Here is a 17,099-nt window from a genome sequence, read left to right on the forward strand (position 1 = left end):
TCCTCCCCCGAACAGTGCTCACGTTCGCGCAACACAGTACAGTTCCCGAGGACTCTTGTTCAGCTCGGCCACTATTAAAGGGCCGACACCGGGTACTTGGGGGACGACGATGGCGGAACCTGCCGGGGCGGGACCACGGCCGCTCTTTGGCCGAATCTCGCTGCAGAATCTGTTGATTGCGCAGGTCATCGGCTTTATCGCAGGCGTGGTGGCGTTGCTCGCCGGACTGCAGCCGCTGATCGCGCTCGGGGTGGGCATCGTCGTCGCGCTGATTCCGCTGATCCCGATCGCCAAGCGCACCGTGCTGGACTGGATCGCGACCTGGTGGCGCTACCTCACCAAGCGTGAGTACACGATCGGCCAGACCGTCGACTATCGCGGCACCGACGGACGCTCGCTCGGCCTGTACTGGGAGGGCAGCCGGGTGGTCACGGTCGTCGAGGTGCTCGCTCCTCCCGGCGGGCTGACCAGGATCGCCCGCAACACCGTGCACGCCTCGCACCTGCTGCCGCTGCCGGAACTGGCGAAATGCCTCAGCCAGCACGACATCCTGCTCAGCGGCATCGACATCGTCAGCCACGGACACCGCAGCAGGTCGGGTACCCCCGCGGGCAAGATCTACGAATCGCTGCTCGGGCCACTGCCCGCCACCGCGCATCGCACCGTCTGGTTGGCGATCAGCTTCGACGCGGTGGCTTGCCCGGAGGCCGCCGCCCGGCGTGGTGGCGGCGCGGAGGGCGCGTCCCGCGCGGTCACCATCGCGACCCAGCGCATCATGCGCACGCTCGAAGACGCCGACTGCAACGCGCGCATCCTGACCGCGCCGGAAATCCGCAAGGCGGTCCTGCAGATCACCAGCGGCTTCGACCCGCGCACCCTCGAACATCGGTGGCGCTACGCCGAAATCGGCAACAGCGTGAACATCGGCATGGCCGTCGACCCGAAGCGGCTCGGCTCGGACCTGCTCGCGCAGCTGTGGGTGGCGCCGTCGCGCGGCACCACCGTGGCGGTGCGGCTGCGGCCGGGTAGCTCCGCCGAGTCGGTGAGCATCGGCGCCGCGTGGCGGCTGACCGCGCGGGAACTGCCGGAGCGCAGCAAGCTTGCCGGCATGGTGTCGATGCACGGGCGGCACCGCGACGGGCTGCTCGCCCACCTGCCGCTGGCCGTGCCCGGCGTGGACGCCGCCGTTCCGATGAGCGAATACCCGATCGACCTGATCGACGCGCTGCACCTGCCGTCGTCCGGCTGCGGGCAGCTGATCGGCTCCGACGACGAGGGCAACGGCGTCGCGGTCCGCATCGTCGGCGCAGGCATCTCGACCGTGTACGTGGCCGGGGAGCTCTATCTCGCACAGCAATTGGTGTTCCGCGCGCTCGCGGTCGGCGAGCGCATCCTGATCCGCACCGATCGCGCGCACGCCTGGGAAAACCTGGTCACCACCATCGGCAACCCCGAGCGGCTCACCCTCGCGGTCGAAACCCACCAGTCCGACGCGGGTTTCACCGCGACCGTGGTGGACGGCGTCCTCGCGCCCGCCCCGCACGCCGGTGTCACCACCATCTACGTCACCGGCGACCCGATGGGCTGGCCCGCCACCCGCCCCGACCTCGCCATCCACCAGCCCTCGGCGATCGGCAACCACGTCATCCTGCGCACCGGCACCGCCCAGGTAGACCTCACCCTCGTCTCCATCCCCCGCGAAGCCACCTACATCGGCCACCCGCGCGGCCGCCGCGGCGCCCCCGTCCCCAGCGCAGGCTGACCCCGCACCCACCGTGCGCACCGACGTGCCGCGCACGTTCCAGTCCGCCGCGCACGAATTAGCCAGCAACTTCGTGCGCAGCAGAACAATCAGTGCGCCGCAGGCACATTGATGCCCGCACGCTGATCGGTGCGCGGCGGGCGGTGGTCAGCCTGGGTACGGATCGGTGGTTCGGGCGGTGCGGAGGGTTTTTGCCCACCAGGACAATTGGCGGAGCATTCGGTCTGCGGCGTCGATGGCGGCGCCGCCCTTGGTTTCGCCTGTGGCGTCGAATTGGCGCTTGGCCTGGTGGAAGCTGACGGTTTCGCGGAGCGAGACCATGTGGATTTCGGCGACGACCTGACGCAGCTGTTCGACGGCGCGTAGGCCGCCGGAGAGTCCGCCGTAGGAGACGAAACCGATGGGCTTGGCGCGCCATTCGTGTTTGGCGGTGTCGAGGGCGGTCTTCAGGGCGGCGGGATAGCCGTGGTTGTACTCGGAGGTGATCGCGACGAAGGCGTCGGCGGCGGCCAGGCGGGAGCGGTAGGCGGTGACCTCGGGGGTGTCGGTGAGGTCGAGGGGCAGGTGGGTTTCTGCCAGATCTATGACACCCGTGTCGAATTCGGGATGCGCGCGTAATGTGCGCAGGAACCAGTCTGCGACCACCGGAGCGAACCGCTCCGGACGCACGCTGGCCACTATGACCTCGAGCCGCAACGGAGTGTCCATCGCGTGAGCTTAACGCGGGCGCGGCGGTCCGAAAGGAAGACGAAATGATCTTGGTAACCGGCGCCACCGGAAACATCGGCGGCGAACTCGTGACGGCGCTGAGCGAGTCCGGCACCCCGGTGCGCGCGCTGGTGCGCGATCCGGCGAAGGCCGCCCTGCCCGCCGGTGTCACGGCGGCGACCGGCGATCTGAACCGCCCGGAGACCCTGGCCGACGCCCTCGACGGAGTGAGCGCGCTGTTCCTGCTGCCGGGTTACGACAACCAGGCCGACTTCCTCGACCGCGCGAAAAAGGCCGGTGTGCAACGGATTGTGCTGCTGTCGAGCGCCGCGGCGGGACTGCGGGACCTGGACAACGCAGTCTCTCGCTACATGACGCTGTCCGAGCAGGCGGTGCGCGAATCCGAACTTGCTTGGACGTTCCTGCGTCCGCGGTCGTTCATGTCGAACGCCCTGCGCTGGCTGCCCCAGCTCGCGGCCGGCGACACGGTCCGGGTGCAGTTCCCCGATGTCCGTGTCGGCGCGATCGATCCCGCCGACATCGCCGCCGTGGCCGCCCTTGCCCTCACCGGCGACGACCTCGACGGCCGAGTCCTGGACCTGACCGGCCCGCAGGCCTTGCTTCCCGCCGACCAAATCGCCGTGCTGGCAGCAGTTTTGGACCGGCAACTGGTCTCGCACGGACTCACCACCGAGGAGACCAAGGCGGAATTGGCAGCCACCATGCCACAGCACTACGTCGACGCCTTCCTGAGCTTCTTCGCCGACGGCACCCTGGACGAGGCGACCCTGTACCCCACCGTGCGCGACCTCACCGGACGCCCGCCGCGTACCTTCGAGCAGTGGGCGCACACGCACGCCGCCGACTTCGCGCACTGACCTCGCAACCGGGCCCCGTGCTCGACCCGCGCTGCCGAATCAGGCACGATATGCACTGGCTATCAGCCTGACCGTGGCATAGTGTTCGACTCGGGAGGGGGATTTGTGATACTCGGGCGCTGGCTGCTCATCGAAACGCTCGGACACGTCGATACCTGGTCGCTGCTTGCGGTCGGTACGGCGCCGCGCGAATGGAAGTCGTTCCAGCGCACGGTATCCACACGATTACAGCCTCTCGTCGCCACCGCCTACACCACCGGTTCGATCGTCGACCAGCAGCTGCCGCAGTCCCGGCACAACTGGTCGGGCCAGCGCATCCTGGTGGTGCCGCTGCACGGGCCGGACCACCGGGTGCATGCCGTCCGGGTCTGGGTGGGCTCCGGCGATCCACCGCCGCCGGTCGGCGTCGCCGCGTTCGGGGTCGACGCGCGTACCCGCCGAATCGAGGCCCTCCCGCACGACCTCGGACCGTATTTCGCGCACGACCGCATCGTCTGGATCGGCGCGGAGTCCTTCGAGCTGATCGAAAGATTCGATGGCGCACTCGATCTCGTGGCCATACTGGCCAGGTCCGCACCCGGCGACCGGTGGCTCGACACGGCGACCGTGCGTGCGCCGACCGGTCCGCGCACGCTGCTGCTCGCCGCCCGCAACCCGGACGAGAACCGGTACCACTGGGTCGGCCTTGCCGTCGATGTCACCGACAGTGTTGCGCCGCAACGGAAATCGTTCGAGGCCGCGACCCTCGACCTACTGCGCGGCGCACAACCGAATCTCTACCTCGCGATCGTCGACCTGGCCCAGGTGCGGCTGATCCGGTGGGTCACCGACCCCGTTCCCGGGCTGCGCTGGGGTCGCGGCACCGACGAACGGACCGTGCCGCACCCCGCCGACCGAGACCGAATCATTGTTGCCCGCAACGACATCCGATCCGGCGCCGAACGGGTGACGATGCCGGGCATGCGGCTGGCCACCGACAACGGCGACTGGCTCGTCGCCGACCTGGCGGCCTCACCGCTACCCGGCGGCAGCACGGGCGCGCCTGAATTCGCCCTCATCCAACTGGATATCATCGAGCGCCCACCGGCCCGGTGACTCGTCAGCCGGCCGCCGCTCCTTCGGCCGAAACCGGCACGCCTGCCGCCGAAGCCACCTGCACCGGAGCCGCAGCCACCTCGGCCGGAGCCGCCGTGAACTCGGCCAGCCCCCGCCTCGGCGCCACCACCGCACTGAAACCCAGTGTCCGCCTGGCCCGTTCGGGATCGGCAACGAAATGCCGCACATCGCCGAGGTGATACTCCCCGGTGACCACGGGCGCCGGTCCGCCGCACGCCTTGGCCATGATCGAGGCGACCTCCCACAGCGTGATCGGCCGCCCCGACGCGATATTCAGCGGAACGAACCCGGGCAGCGCCCGCTCGATCGCCGCGAGCATGGCGGCGGCGACATCGCGCACATGCACGAAATCCCGAACCTGCCCACCGTCCTCGAACACATGCGGCGCGCGCCCCGCGTCCAGCGCGGCCCGCACCTGGCCGACCATCCCGGCGCGCGCGCCGTCGCCGTAGACCTGATGCAGCCGCAGCGCGGTCACCGCGCCGCCGACGTTCAATCCCCAAGCGAAGGCGTAGTTTTCCTGCGCCACCTTGCTCGCGCCGTAGCTCCCGCGCGGGCGCAGCGGCGCGTCCTCGCTCACCGGCTCCCAGGTCAGCACATCCCCGGTGCGCGGAGCCCGGTGATCGAACAGACCCCGATCCATGTCCGCGCGCCTGCGCAACCCCGGAAAGAACGGCCCGCCGCGCACGCTGCGGTAGCGGCCCTCGCCGTACACGGCGATCGATGACGCGAGCACCAGCCGGCGCACCTTCGCCCGCTCCATCGCGCCGAGCAGCGCCGCGGTGCCGAGATCGTTGTGTGTCGCGAAGTCGGCCGGGCCGCCCGCACTGACCGCGGCGAGATGACAGACCACGTCGATGCCCGCCAGCAGCGGCACCAGCGCGTCGGCGTCGCGCACGTCCACCCGCGCAACGCCCGCAGGCGGCTGCGCGTCCGGACCGTGCACCGCGTCGAGCATCAGATCGACCGCGATTACCTCATGTCCTGCGGAAGACACGACTTTGCACACGTGTGTTCCGAGGAAACCGGCCGCGCCGGTGACCAGCACTCTCATTCACCGCACCTTTGTTCGGCACCCCACCTGGGTCACGGTAGCTCGAAAGGCAGCGACACTCCGGTATGTACGCGGCACCGATCGCAGGTGTCGGTGTCGGTGACCGCGGCCACCGAGCGGCGGATCAGGTCCTTGAACGGGGCCAGGTTGCGCTTGAACTCGGCGAAGACGTCGATCGCGTGCACACCGCCGCCCTCCTCCAGTCCCGCGTCCAGGTCGGTCACCAAAGCGACTGCGGCGTAGCACATCTCGAGTTCCCTGGCGAGCACAGCCTCGGGGTGTCCGGTCATGTTCACCAGGTCCCAGCCCTGCCCGGCGAACCAGCGGCTCTCGGCCCTGGTGGAGAACCGCGGGCCCTGCACGACGACCATGGTGCCCGCGCCCTTCATCGGCAGCGTGTCGTCGGCGGATTTGATCGTCGCGGTGCGCAGGTCGTCGCAGTACGGGTCGGCGAACGAGACGTGCACGCCGCCGCCGTCGAAGAAGGTCTGCGGGCGGCCGGAGGTGCGGTCGACCAGCTGGTCCGGCACCGCCACCGTGCCGGGACCCCAGTCCGCGCGCAGGCTGCCCACCGCGCACGGCGCGAAGATCCGGCGCACTCCCAGCGAACGCAGCGCCCACATGTTGGCCTGGTACGGCAGGGTGTGCGGGGCGAATTCGTGGTTCTTGCCGTGCCGCGGCAGGAACGCGACCGGGCGGCCCTGCACCTCGCCGACCGCGATCGGCGCGCTCGGCGGCCCGTAGGGGGTTTCTACCTCGACATTGGTCGACTCGTCGTCGAAGAAATCGTAGAAGCCGCTGCCGCCGATGACGGCGAGCGCGGGCTTGGCATGCGAACTCATGCACCAATTCTCTCGTCTCGGCGCGCCCGCCGCGCGACGGGGATCGAAACTTCCGGCGCGCATCGGGCCGCAGCACGCCCGCGCTACCCCGGCGGACCAGCGCCTGCCTGACAAGTCCGACGGAAAACTGTACCCTAGGGGGGTATTAATTCCGGTCCGGCCGCCGACCGGGCGGCCAGCGAGGAGACACGGTGACACCCACCCCACAGGACCACACCGCGCACGATCACGCCGCGCACGGCTACATCACCGCAAAGGACGACTACCTCAAGCGGCTGCGCCGGATCGAGGGTCAGGCGCGCGGCCTGCAGCGGATGGTGGAGGAGGAGAAGTACTGCATCGACATCCTCACCCAGGTCTCCGCGATGACCAAGGCGCTGCAGGCGGTGGCGATGGGGCTGCTCGAAGACCACATCAGCCACTGCGTGGTGGACGCCGCAGTCGCCGGTGGGCCCGAGGCCGAGGCGAAGATCAAAGAGGCCACCGACGCCATCGCCCGGCTGGTCCGCTCCTGACCCACGCTCGTACGGCCGCTAGCCATGCCAGCGGCGGTAGACCTCGGCGGCGCCCGGATGCAGTGGGACCGGTGCGGTGCCGATGAGGGAACGGCCGTCCAGGAATTGCGTGCCCGCCGCCTCGGTGGGCACCAGCGAATCAGCTTGGTACACCAGAAGTTCCACGATCGATGCGGCGATATTGTCGGGCATGGACGCGGCGGCGAGCAGATAGTTCGCCACTCCGATGGTGTGCACGGCAACGCCGCCGGGGTAGGCGTCGGCGGGGACCTCCACCCGGTCGTACGCCGGGCCGAATCGCTCGCGCATCGGCACGGCCAGCTCACCCATATCCACCAGTCGCATGCGTTTGGGGATCTCCAGCACGCTCGTCGGCACGCCGCCCGCCCACAGCAGCGCGTCCGCCTCCCCTGATATCAACTCCGCCATCGCCTCCCGCAACGGCCGATGCGAAACCTCCACGTCCGCTTCGGGATTCAGCCCGGCCACCCGCAGAATCCGGTCACCGGTCAACGCCGCCCCCGACCCGTCGGCCCCCAGGCTCACCCGCCTGCCGCGCAGTCCCGCGACGCTCCCGATCGAGCTGTCCGACCGCACCACGAGCTGCAGGTAGTTCTCGTACACCCGGCCGAGCGCCAGCATCCGATCCGTGTTGTCCCCGACCGAATCCGACAGTGCCAGAGCCGCATCCACCTGCCCCCGCGCCAGCATCATCAGATTCTCCTGCGACCCCGACGTGGTCACCCGCTCGATCCGCACGTCCCCCGACCGAGCCGCCGCCGCACCCAGCAATCCCGCGAACGCGTAATAGAACCCGCCGACCTCCCCCGAAGCCAGCCGCACGACCGGCCCACCACCACTCGGCCCACACCCGGCAATACTTGCCACCGCTGCCGCACCGCTCAGCGCCAGAAATCCCCGCCTTCCCATCATCGCCACGGCACCCCGCATTCGCCTGCCGCGTCGGATGCCGCCTGGGCCAACCAGTTCCGCTCCGACTTGCACACTCCGCCGCAGGAAGCCTGTCGTGCACGACGAGGCCGCGCGGGTCGACCGCCGCGGTGGGCAGGGCACCGCACCAACCGATTCCAGCGCTCAGTCATCTGGATTCCGCCACACGCAACATGATCTGCACGACGAGGCCATGCGAGTTCGTCCCCGCGACGGCGAGAGTGCTGCACCATGCAGTCCCAGCGCTTAGCCATCTGTACTCCGCTGCGGGCGGCCTGATCTGCACGACGAGGCCGTGCGAGTTCATCGCCGCCATGGCGAGGGTGCCGCACCAACCAGTTCCAGCGTTCGGTCATAAGGACTCCGCCGCGGGCAGTCTGATGTGCACGGCGAGGCCGTGCGGGTTCATCGATGCCACAGTGAGGGTGCCGCCGCGGGCTTGGGCGAGGGCGGCGGCGATGGGGAGGCCGAGGCCGGAGCCGCCGCTGACGGCTGTCGAGCCGCGGAAGAAGCGGGTGGTGAGGCGGTCGATCTCGTCGGCGGGGACACCCGTGCCATCGTCGTGGATGGTGAGGGTGACCCAGCCGGGCTCAGTGCGCACGGTGACCACGGTTCGGGTGCCGGGTCCCGCGTAACGACACGAATTGCTCAGCGGCACATCGAGAATCTGCGCGAGTACATCGGCGGAGACGGCAACATCGGCGTGTTCGGACGATGGGCTGACGCGCAGTTCCTGCCCCGCGGCCTCGTATGCCGAGCGCCATGCGTCGAAACGATCGGCGACCACTTGCACCGCGTCGCAATGATTGTCGACCGTGCCGAGCTCGGTCAGGTCGAAGGCGGCCGGAGTTTCGGCGGAGGCCAGCGCCAGCAGGCCGTCGAGCAGTGCGGTCAGCCGTTCGACCTCCGCGCTGGCGCTGCGAAACGTGTTCGCCGCGTTGCCGGGTACTGAATGTTCTAATGAATCGAGTCGAATTGTTAAGGCAGCCAACGGGTTCCGCATGGCATGCGCGGTATCGGCGACGAGCTGACGTTGCGCGTCCACCGAGTCGGCGACAGCCAGCGCCATGGCGTCGAAAGATTCCGCGACGGCACGCATTTCGGGTGGCCCACCGTGATGTCTCGCGATCGATACCGGATGTGCCGCGGCATCGCGCGGTTTGGGCAGTGTCGCGGTGAGATCCGCGACCGCATGGGAGAGCGCCGCGAGCGGCCGCAGCACCCAGCGGCTCAAAGTCAGCGCCAGCAAGGTGAACAGGGCCATCGCGACCGTACCGCCGAGCACGATCAACGCCCAGGTCCGCGCGATATCGGCGCGCGCACGCGCGGTCGACGCCTCGATCACCACCGCGCCGTTCACCTGCACACCGGTGCCGACCGGACGCGCGATGAGCATGGTCCGCGCACCCCACGGCGTCAGCTGATCCTCCGCATGCGGTCGCTGATTGCGCCGCGCCGCCGCCACCGCCGCCCCGATACCGGGATCGTCCATGTTCGCGCCACCGTTGGCGGTAGTCGCGCCCTTGGCATCGACTACCAGCACGTTTTCGCCGTACAGCTCGTGATAGCGACCTACCTCGTCCGACAGCGCGCGACTGTCGCCCGCGGTCGACGCGGCGGCGGCGAGGTTGGCGAACCGATCGGCGTCGCCGGACCGGGCGAGCACCAGCTGCTGGGTCCGGCTCGTCGCCACCGTCAGCGACAGCGGGACGGCGAACGCCAGCACCGCGATCGCGGCGAACACTGTCAGCGCGATGAGTAGCCGGCGCCGCATGGCCTCCCCCTGGTCACTGCCCCCACCGATATCCGTAGCCGCGAATCGTGGTGATCAGCCCCGGCCGATTCAGCTTCGCGCGCAGCCCCGTCATGTGCACATCCAACGATCGCGAGACCGCGACGAACGCGTCGCCCCAGATCCGATCCATCAGCTGCTGGCGGCTCACCGCGGCACCCGGCCGCTCCACCAGCGCCTGCACCAATTCGAATTCCTTCTGCGTCAACGTGATCGGCGCGCCGCCCACCTCGACCACCCGCGCCTGCAGATCCACCCGCACGTCCCCGGTGACCACCACCTGCTTCGCCGGTTGCGCCGCGGCGGCCGCGCGCCGGGTCACGGTCTCCAGCCTGGCCATCAGTTCCGCGATCCGCGGCGGCTTCACCAGGTAATCGTCGGCCCCGCCGCGTAATCCACGCACGATCGACCGTTCGTCGCTGCGCGCGGTCAAGATCAGCACCGGCACCTGACTCACCTCACGCAACTGCCGCAGTATCTGCAGCCCGTCGGCATCGGGCAGACCGAGATCGAGAATGACCGCGTCATAGCCACGGTGCGACATCAGCAGATCCGCGCCGCGCCGTTTGCGCTCCGCCCGGTAGCCCCGGGCGTTCAGCGCCTCGACCAGCGCGTCACCGACGCCGTCGTCATCTTCGACCACCGCAAGCCGCACGCGCCGATCGTCCCACAGCGGGTCGATCGGCGCGGGTGGCGGGCGGTCAGTCACGCATGCTGGGCCAACGGACGGCCCGGCTCGGCGTCCGTGGCGGTGGGCTGCTCGGTGTCGATGGTCGACGAGGCCGACGTCTCCCGCATGAAGAAGTAGGTGACCAGCGAGATGAGGATGCACCCGGCGACGTACCAGAAGTACACCGATTCGTGGCCCGCCTGCTTCAGCCAGAGGGCGATGGTTTCCGCGGTGCCGCCGAAGATGGCGACGGTCAGCGCGTAGGGCAGGCCGACGCCGAGCGCGCGGATCTTGGTCGGGAACAGCTCCGCCTTCACGATGGCGTTGATCGAGGTGTAGCCGGTGATGATCACCAAGGCGAGCATCATCAGCGCGAACGCGGCGAGCACGTTCGTGGTGTGCGCGAGCACGGTCATGATCGGCACGGTCAGCAGCGTGCCTGCGACGCCGAAGAAGATGAGCAGCTTGCGCCGCCCGATCCGGTCGGACAGCGCGCCGGCCAGCGGCTGCAGCACCACGAACACGAGCAGGGCGATGAAGTTGATCCAGGCGACGGTGCCCTTGGAGATGCCCGAGGTGTTGATCATGAACTTCTGCATGTAGGTCGTGTACGTGTAGAACGCGACCGTGCCACCGAGGGTCAGACCCATCACCAGCAGGCATTCGCGCGGGTACTGCAGCAGCATCCGCAGCGAACCACGCGCGGGCGGCGGCTTCGGCTCGCCTCGCTGCGCGGCAGCCGCGGCGGCGGCCTTATCCTTCCCGGACTGGTAGGCGTGCTCGGCGATCCCGTCGGTGATGAAGACCCGGTTCTCCGGGTCTGCGGCCGCGGCCCGGAACTGCTCGGACTCGTCCATGCTGCGCCGCAGCCACATCACGATGAGCGCACCCGCCGCACCGATGAAGAACGGGATGCGCCAGCCCCAGTTGTTCATTTCCGCGGTGGTCAGGAACTGCTGCAGGATGATCTGCACGCCGAGCGCGACGAGCTGGCCTGCGACCAAGGTGACGTACTGGAAGCTGGAGTAGAACCCGCGCTTGCCCGACGAGGCGACCTCGGACAGATACGTTGCGCTGGTGGCGTATTCACCGCCGACCGAGAGGCCTTGCAGCAGCCGGGCGATCAGCAGGATCGCGGGCGCGGCGAGGCCGATGGTCTGGTAACCGGGGGTCACCGCGATCAGCAGCGAACCCGCCGCCATCACCGTCACCGAGAGCGTCAGCGCCGAGCGGCGGCCGAACTTGTCGGCGTAGCGGCCGAGCAGCCAGCCGCCGATGGGACGCATCAGGAAGCCGACGGCGAAAACGGCGGCGGTGGACAGCAGCTGCGCCGTCGGATCATCCTTGGGGAAGAACGTTTTCGCGAAGTAGACGCTGAACGCGGCGTAGACGTACCAGTCGTACCACTCGACGAGATTGCCGATGGATCCGCGCAGCACGTTCGCGACGACCCGCCGCTCGCTCACGGGCTTTGTCGTAGTCACAAGATCTCCTTCTTCGACGCATCAGCGCGTCAGCCGAGATCGAGTGTGTCTGCTGTCACAGGCGCAAGGGAACTGTCCGAGCCCGTTCTTAACACTCCGTTAGGGCGATCGCTCGCCGAACTTCCCCTGGTCACCGCCGGTACAAGATCGCACCCCGCACAAGGTGTCTCGACTTGGTGCGGGGTGCGAATGGTGGTGCGTGCGCCGCTCAGGCGTTGCTGTTCAGCAGCGGTGCCAGCGTGCGCAGCACGGCGAGGTAGTCCTCGTTGAGGACCTGGATCGCGACGTGGTTGCCGCCTGCGTCGAGGTGCGCATTGAGCTGGGCGACAACCTGATCCGCGTTGCCGTGGGCGATGACGGCGTCGAAGACGCGACCGCCGGGGTTGGCGAGTTCTTCGTCGGTGAAGCCGAGCCTGGACAGATTCGAGGCGTAGTTGGTGAGGCCGAGGTAGAAGCCGACGATGCCGTCGGCGAGCGAATGTGCTTGTTGCGCATCGTCGGTCAGGACGACCTTGTGCTCGGTGGCGATCCAGGCGTCCGGGCCGAGGGTGGCGCGGGCCTGCGCGGTGTGCGTCGACGGGACGAAGTAGGGCAGCGGACCCGCCGAGCGAGCTGCGGCGAGCTTCAGCACTCGCGGGCCGAGGGCGGCCACCGCGCGGCGCTCGACCGGAACGCCCAATTCGTCCAGCTCATCGAGATATTCGACGAGGGCGTCGTAGGGCTTGCGGTACTCGCCGGTGTGCTCGGGGTGACCCGCGCCGACGCCGAGCAGGAAACGTCCGGGGAACCGCGCCTCGATCCGGTGGAACGACTCGGCGGCCTGCTTCGCGGGCGAGGACCAGATGTTGACGATGCTGGTCGCCACGTTGATCGTCTCGGTTGCCTCGAGCAACGGCTCGACAGTCGACAGATCGGCGGGCGGAGACGACCCGAGCCATAGCGTGCCGTAGCCGGATTTCTCCAGCTCCTGCGCGTCTTCCGGGGTGAAATTGTTGTACGCCCGCCACACACCGAACCGTCCGAGACCCTCGTTTGTCATGCTTTGCGGAACCACCGTGCCAACGTTCCTATTCCGGCACAGCGAAACCTCGGAGTGCGTGATTCAGCTGCCGCAACAACCTTCGCCGGACGGCACCGTGCGTACTTCTCTGGTCTGCGCGTTCCGGGCGGCGAGGTCCGCGTCGGCGGGATAGTCGACGGCGACCAGGCTCAGACCGTGCGCGGGAGCGACGGTGACCGAGCTGGAACGTTCGGTTTCGGCCAGTAGACCGCCGACCCAGTCCGGGGTGCGGCGGCCCTCGCCCACCGCCAGCACGGCGCCGACCAGGCTGCGCACCATGGACCAGCAGAACGCGTCCGCGCTGACATAGGCGGTGAGCAGATCGCCGTGCCGGGCCCAGTCGAAACGCTGCAGTTCGCGGACCGTGGTCGCGCCCTCACGGCGGCGACAGAAGGCGGCGAAGTTGTGCAGGCCCAACAGCTTTCCCGACGCCGCGCGCATGGCGTCGATATCGACGTCGTGGCGGCAGGCGACAATGCCGCGCGCCAGCAGCGGTTCGGCGCCATAGGGGGCGGTGGTCAGGCGGTATACGTAATGACGGCGAATCGCCGAGAAACGAGCGTCGAATTCGGGCGGGGCGACACGAATCTCCTTGATGCGCACGTCTTTCGGCAGGAAGCGTGCCATCCGATGCACCAGCTTGCCGGTGTCGACCTCGGCGGCCGTATCGAAGTGCGCGACTTGCCCTTCGGCGTGCACCCCGGCATCGGTGCGGCCCGCGACGGTCAGTTGGACCGGTTCCCGGAACACCTTGCTCAGCGATTCCTCCAGCACGCCCTGCACGGTGCGCAGCCCGGGCTGTCGCGCCCAGCCGGTGAAATCGGTGCCGTCGTAACTGATATCGAGCCGAAAGCGGCTCGACGGACGCCCGGCCGCTACCGAATCCTGCTTCGGTTCAACCGAATCCGACGACGTGGCAGCCGACAGCATCGAGTCCTCCGCGCTCACTTCGATCTCCTGGTCAACGAACGAACCCGCCGACCCGCATAAGCGGGCGGCGGGCTCGTGTCAGAACTGGACGCGACCTCAGGCCTTGTCTTCGTCCTTCTTGTCCTCAGCGGCCTCATCGGCAGCAGGCGCCTCGACCTCAGCGGTCTCGGCAACAGCCTCGTCAGCGGTCTCCTCGACAACCTCAGCGGCCGGGGCCTCTTCGGTCTTCTTGGAGGAAGCGACCCGACGAGCCCGGTCGGCCTCGTTGGTCACGGTCTTCTCGCGGACCAGCTCGATGATGGCCATCGGCGCGTTGTCACCCTTACGCGGCAGCGTCTTGGTGATGCGCGTGTAGCCGCCCTCGCGACCCTCGAACGAGGGGCCGATCGTGGCGAAAAGCTCGTGCACGACGTCCTTGTTGCGGATCACCTTGAGCACCTCGCGACGGTCGGCCAGAGTGCCGCCCTTCGCCTTGGTGACAAGCTTCTCGGCGTAGGGGCGCAGCGCCTTGGCCTTGGACTCGGTGGTCGAAATACGACCGTGCTCGAAGAGCGCCGTCGCCAGATTGGCGAAGATCGCCTTCTGGTGCGACGCCGACCCGCCGAAGCGAGCACCCTTCTTGGGCTTGGGCATTGTTTGTTCTCCTTGTGTGAGGCCGGGCCGGGGTGCCTACCCCAGCGGCCTAGAGCTGTTCGGTCTCGGCGTAGTCCTGCTCGCCACCGTCGGTGTCACTGAACGTGCCGCTGTCGCTCCACGTTCCGGTGCTCGCGTCGTAACCCACCACAGACGAAGGATCGAACGACGCCGGGCTGTCCTTGAGCGAGAGGCCGAGCGCGTGCAGCTTGACCTTGACCTCGTCGATGGACTTCTGGCCGAAGTTGCGGATGTCCAGCAGGTCCGACTCGGTGCGGGCGACGAGCTCGCCCACGGTGTGCACACCCTCGCGCTTGAGGCAGTTGTAGGACCGGACGGTGAGGTCCAGGTCCTCGATCGGCAGACCGAACGAGGCGATGTGGTCCGCCTCGGCCGGCGAAGGGCCGATCTCGATGCCTTCGGCTTCGACGTTGAGCTCACGGGCCAGGCCGAAGAGCTCGACCAGGGTCTTGCCCGCCGAGGCGAGCGCGTCCCGGGCGCTGATGGAGTTCTTGGTCTCCACGTCCAGGATCAGACGGTCGAAGTCGGTGCGCTGTTCGACACGGGTGGCCTCGACCTTGTAGGTCACCTTGAGCACCGGCGAGTAGATCGAATCCACCGGGATCCGGCCGATTTCCGCACCGGACGCCTTGTTCTGCACGGCGGGGACGTAGCCGCGACCGCGCTCGACCACGAGCTCGATCTCCAGCTTGCCCTTGTCGTTCAGGGTGGCGATGTGCATGTCCGGGTTGTGTACGACGACACCGGTCGGCGGCACGATGTCACCGGCGGTGACGGTGCCGGGGCCCTGCTTGCGCACGTACATCGTGACCGGCTCGTCCTCCTCCGAGGACACGACCAGACCCTTGAGGTTCAGGATGATGTCGGTGACATCTTCCTTCACGCCGGGGACGGTGGTGAACTCATGCAGCACGCCGTCGATACGAATGCTCGTGACCGCGGCCCCCGGAATCGAGGACAGCAGGGTACGCCGAAGCGAATTGCCCAGGGTGTAACCGAAACCGGGCTCGAGCGGCTCGATGGTGAACTTCGAGCGGTTCTCGGCAACGACCTCTTCGGTCAGTGTCGGACGCTGTGAAATCAGCATTTAGGATCATCCTCCTGTTTGGGCGCCCGCTATTTGACGCCTCGTTTAAGGGGTTGTGTGTGGTCCACCGACTAGATGGACCACACACCATGTAGCAGCGTGTTACTTCGAGTAGTACTCGACGATCAGCTGTTCCGAGAGCGGCACATCGATCTGGGCGCGCTCGGGCTGCTGGTGCACCAGGATCCGCAGGCGGCCCGGGATGACCTGGAGCCAGCCGGGAACCGGACGGTCGCCGACGGTCTCGCGCGCGACCTGGAACGGCAGCGTGCTGAGCGACTTCTCCTTGACATCGATGATGTCGTACTGGGTCACCTGGAAGCTGGGAACGTTGACGCTCCGGTTGTTCACGGTGAAGTGACCGTGCGACACCAGCTGGCGCGCCTGACGACGGGTACGGGCCAGACCGGCGCGGTACACGACGTTGTCCAGACGGCACTCGAGCAGGCGAAGCAGGTTGTCACCGGTCTTGCCCTTGAGGCGGTTGGCCTCTTCGTAGTACCGGCGGAACTGCTTCTCCATGACGCCGTAGGAGAAGCGAGCCTTCTGCTTCTCCTGCAGCTGGAGCAGGTACTCGCTCTCCTTGATCCGCGCGCGGCCGTGCTGGCCGGGCGGGTAGGGGCGACGCTCGAACGCCTGGTCGCCGCCGACGAGGTCGACGCGCAGACGACGCGACTTGCGGGTGATGGGGCCTGTATAACGAGCCATTTTTTATCTGTTTCCTTTCCCGCTAGACGCGACGACGCTTGGGCGGACGGCAGCCGTTGTGCGGCTGGGGGGTGACATCGGAGATCGTGCCAACCTCCAGGCCCGCGGCCTGCAGCGAACGGATCGCGGTCTCGCGGCCCGAACCCGGGCCCTTCACGAAGACGTCGACCTTCTTGACGCCGTTCTCCTGCGCCTTGCGGGCAGCGTTCTCGGCGGCGAGCTGCGCGGCGAACGGGGTCGACTTGCGCGAACCCTTGAAGCCGACGTGGCCCGAGGACGCCCACGAGATGACGTTGCCGGCCGGGTCGGTGATCGACACGATGGTGTTGTTGAACGTGCTCTTGATGTGCGCGTGGCCGTGCGGGACGTTCTTCTTTTCCCGGCGACGCGACTTCTGGGTCTTCTTGGGGCCGGAGGCCCTGGACTTCGGAGGCATCGGTTATCCCCTACTTCTTCTTGCCGGCGACGGTGCGCTTCGGGCCCTTGCGGGTGCGCGCGTTGGTCTTGGTGCGCTGACCACGCACGGGCAGGCCACGACGGTGACGCAGGCCCTGGTAGCAGCCGATCTCGATCTTGCGACGGATATCGGCCTGCACCTCGCGGCGCAGGTCACCTTCGACCTTGAGCTCGGGCGAGCTCTCGATGTAGTCACGCAGCTGCGTCACCTGGTCGTCGCTGAGATCCTTGCTGCGCAGGTCCAGGCTGATGCCGGTGGCCGCGAGGATCTCCTTGGAGCGGGTACGGCCGACGCCGTAGATGTAGGTCAACGCGATCTCCATGCGCTTTTCGCGCGGGAGATCAACGCCCATGAGACGTGCCATGTGGCAGGTTCCTTCAACTGTTGCGGAGGTCTGCTCCCTGTCCGTCCCCGCGTCTTGTTGGGGCACC

General features: G+C 68.0%; 18 protein-coding genes. 4 read left to right on the forward strand and 14 right to left on the reverse strand.

From position 1 onward, the window contains the following. Positions 1–109: 109 nt before the first annotated feature. Positions 110–1,762 (forward strand): type VII secretion protein EccE, encoded by a 1,653-nt coding sequence (gene eccE, locus ACFWF1_RS26845; RefSeq protein WP_379286829.1) that lies wholly within the window; start codon positions 110–112, stop codon positions 1,760–1,762. Positions 1,763–1,909: 147 nt separating this feature from the next. On the opposite strand, the gene ACFWF1_RS26850 is transcribed toward eccE, so the two are convergent. After that, a complete protein-coding gene (locus ACFWF1_RS26850; protein WP_379286828.1) occupies positions 1,910–2,470 on the reverse strand; it encodes an NADPH-dependent FMN reductase in 561 nt (186 codons plus the stop codon). A 44-nt stretch (positions 2,471–2,514) separates the two neighbouring features. Between ACFWF1_RS26850 and ACFWF1_RS26855 the strand changes: the two genes are divergently transcribed. Next, the gene (locus ACFWF1_RS26855; RefSeq protein WP_379286826.1) at positions 2,515–3,348 is read left to right on the forward strand and encodes an NAD(P)H-binding protein; all 834 of its coding nucleotides are present in this window, start codon (positions 2,515–2,517) and stop codon (positions 3,346–3,348) included. 105 nt (positions 3,349–3,453) lie between these two features. After that, positions 3,454–4,443 carry a GAF domain-containing protein gene (locus ACFWF1_RS26860; protein ID WP_379286825.1) on the forward strand — a complete coding sequence of 330 codons (990 nt, stop codon included), beginning with the start codon at positions 3,454–3,456 and terminating at the stop codon, positions 4,441–4,443. Positions 4,444–4,447: 4 nt separating this feature from the next. Here the strand turns inward: ACFWF1_RS26860 and ACFWF1_RS26865 are convergent, their stop codons facing one another. Then, complete coding sequence (locus tag ACFWF1_RS26865) at positions 4,448–5,518, reverse strand: NAD-dependent epimerase/dehydratase family protein (protein WP_379286823.1); 1,071 nt, start codon at positions 5,516–5,518, stop codon at positions 4,448–4,450. A 32-nt stretch (positions 5,519–5,550) separates the two neighbouring features. Then, positions 5,551–6,360 (reverse strand): S-methyl-5'-thioadenosine phosphorylase, encoded by an 810-nt coding sequence (locus ACFWF1_RS26870; protein WP_379286821.1) that lies wholly within the window; start codon positions 6,358–6,360, stop codon positions 5,551–5,553. Between the two features lie 191 nt (positions 6,361–6,551). On the opposite strand from ACFWF1_RS26870, the gene ACFWF1_RS26875 reads away from it, so the two are divergent. After that, positions 6,552–6,875, forward strand: coding sequence for a metal-sensitive transcriptional regulator (locus ACFWF1_RS26875; RefSeq protein ID WP_357386312.1), 324 nt, complete (start codon positions 6,552–6,554; stop codon positions 6,873–6,875). Positions 6,876–6,893: 18 nt separating this feature from the next. Here ACFWF1_RS26875 and ACFWF1_RS26880 read toward each other — a convergent pair whose 3' ends face one another. From ACFWF1_RS26880 to rpsM, 11 genes are all read right to left on the reverse strand, one after another. Further along, complete coding sequence (locus ACFWF1_RS26880) at positions 6,894–7,808, reverse strand: TAXI family TRAP transporter solute-binding subunit (RefSeq protein WP_379286819.1); 915 nt, start codon at positions 7,806–7,808, stop codon at positions 6,894–6,896. A 370-nt stretch (positions 7,809–8,178) separates the two neighbouring features. Next, positions 8,179–9,600 carry a sensor histidine kinase gene (locus ACFWF1_RS26885; protein WP_379286817.1) on the reverse strand — a complete coding sequence of 474 codons (1,422 nt, stop codon included), beginning with the start codon at positions 9,598–9,600 and terminating at the stop codon, positions 8,179–8,181. Between the two features lie 13 nt (positions 9,601–9,613). Further along, positions 9,614–10,273 (reverse strand): response regulator transcription factor, encoded by a 660-nt coding sequence (locus ACFWF1_RS26890; RefSeq protein WP_379286892.1) that lies wholly within the window; start codon positions 10,271–10,273, stop codon positions 9,614–9,616. A 50-nt stretch (positions 10,274–10,323) separates the two neighbouring features. Then, positions 10,324–11,772 carry an MFS transporter gene (locus tag ACFWF1_RS26895; protein WP_379286815.1) on the reverse strand — a complete coding sequence of 483 codons (1,449 nt, stop codon included), beginning with the start codon at positions 11,770–11,772 and terminating at the stop codon, positions 10,324–10,326. Between the two features lie 208 nt (positions 11,773–11,980). Continuing rightward, a complete protein-coding gene (locus tag ACFWF1_RS26900) occupies positions 11,981–12,811 on the reverse strand; it encodes an LLM class F420-dependent oxidoreductase (protein ID WP_379286813.1) in 831 nt (276 codons plus the stop codon). A 63-nt stretch (positions 12,812–12,874) separates the two neighbouring features. Next, the gene (gene truA, locus ACFWF1_RS26905; protein ID WP_379286890.1) at positions 12,875–13,762 is read right to left on the reverse strand and encodes a tRNA pseudouridine(38-40) synthase TruA; all 888 of its coding nucleotides are present in this window, start codon (positions 13,760–13,762) and stop codon (positions 12,875–12,877) included. A gap of 96 nt (positions 13,763–13,858) precedes the next feature. Next, the gene (gene rplQ / locus ACFWF1_RS26910) at positions 13,859–14,395 is read right to left on the reverse strand and encodes a 50S ribosomal protein L17 (protein ID WP_357386302.1); all 537 of its coding nucleotides are present in this window, start codon (positions 14,393–14,395) and stop codon (positions 13,859–13,861) included. A 49-nt stretch (positions 14,396–14,444) separates the two neighbouring features. After that, positions 14,445–15,503: a DNA-directed RNA polymerase subunit alpha gene (locus tag ACFWF1_RS26915; protein ID WP_014981770.1), complete on the reverse strand. Its 1,059-nt coding sequence runs from the start codon at positions 15,501–15,503 to the stop codon at positions 14,445–14,447. Positions 15,504–15,605: 102 nt separating this feature from the next. Further along, a complete protein-coding gene (gene rpsD / locus ACFWF1_RS26920) occupies positions 15,606–16,211 on the reverse strand; it encodes a 30S ribosomal protein S4 (protein WP_357386299.1) in 606 nt (201 codons plus the stop codon). A gap of 22 nt (positions 16,212–16,233) precedes the next feature. Next, positions 16,234–16,647, reverse strand: a complete 414-nt coding sequence (gene rpsK / locus ACFWF1_RS26925) for a 30S ribosomal protein S11 (protein WP_040731638.1) — start codon at positions 16,645–16,647, stop codon at positions 16,234–16,236. Between the two features lie 10 nt (positions 16,648–16,657). Beyond that, positions 16,658–17,032 carry a 30S ribosomal protein S13 gene (gene rpsM / locus ACFWF1_RS26930; protein ID WP_379286811.1) on the reverse strand — a complete coding sequence of 125 codons (375 nt, stop codon included), beginning with the start codon at positions 17,030–17,032 and terminating at the stop codon, positions 16,658–16,660. Between the last annotated feature and the right edge of the window lie 67 nt (positions 17,033–17,099).

The organism is Nocardia sp. NPDC060255 (assembly GCF_042727395.1).
Lineage (GTDB): Bacteria > Actinomycetota > Actinomycetes > Mycobacteriales > Mycobacteriaceae > Nocardia.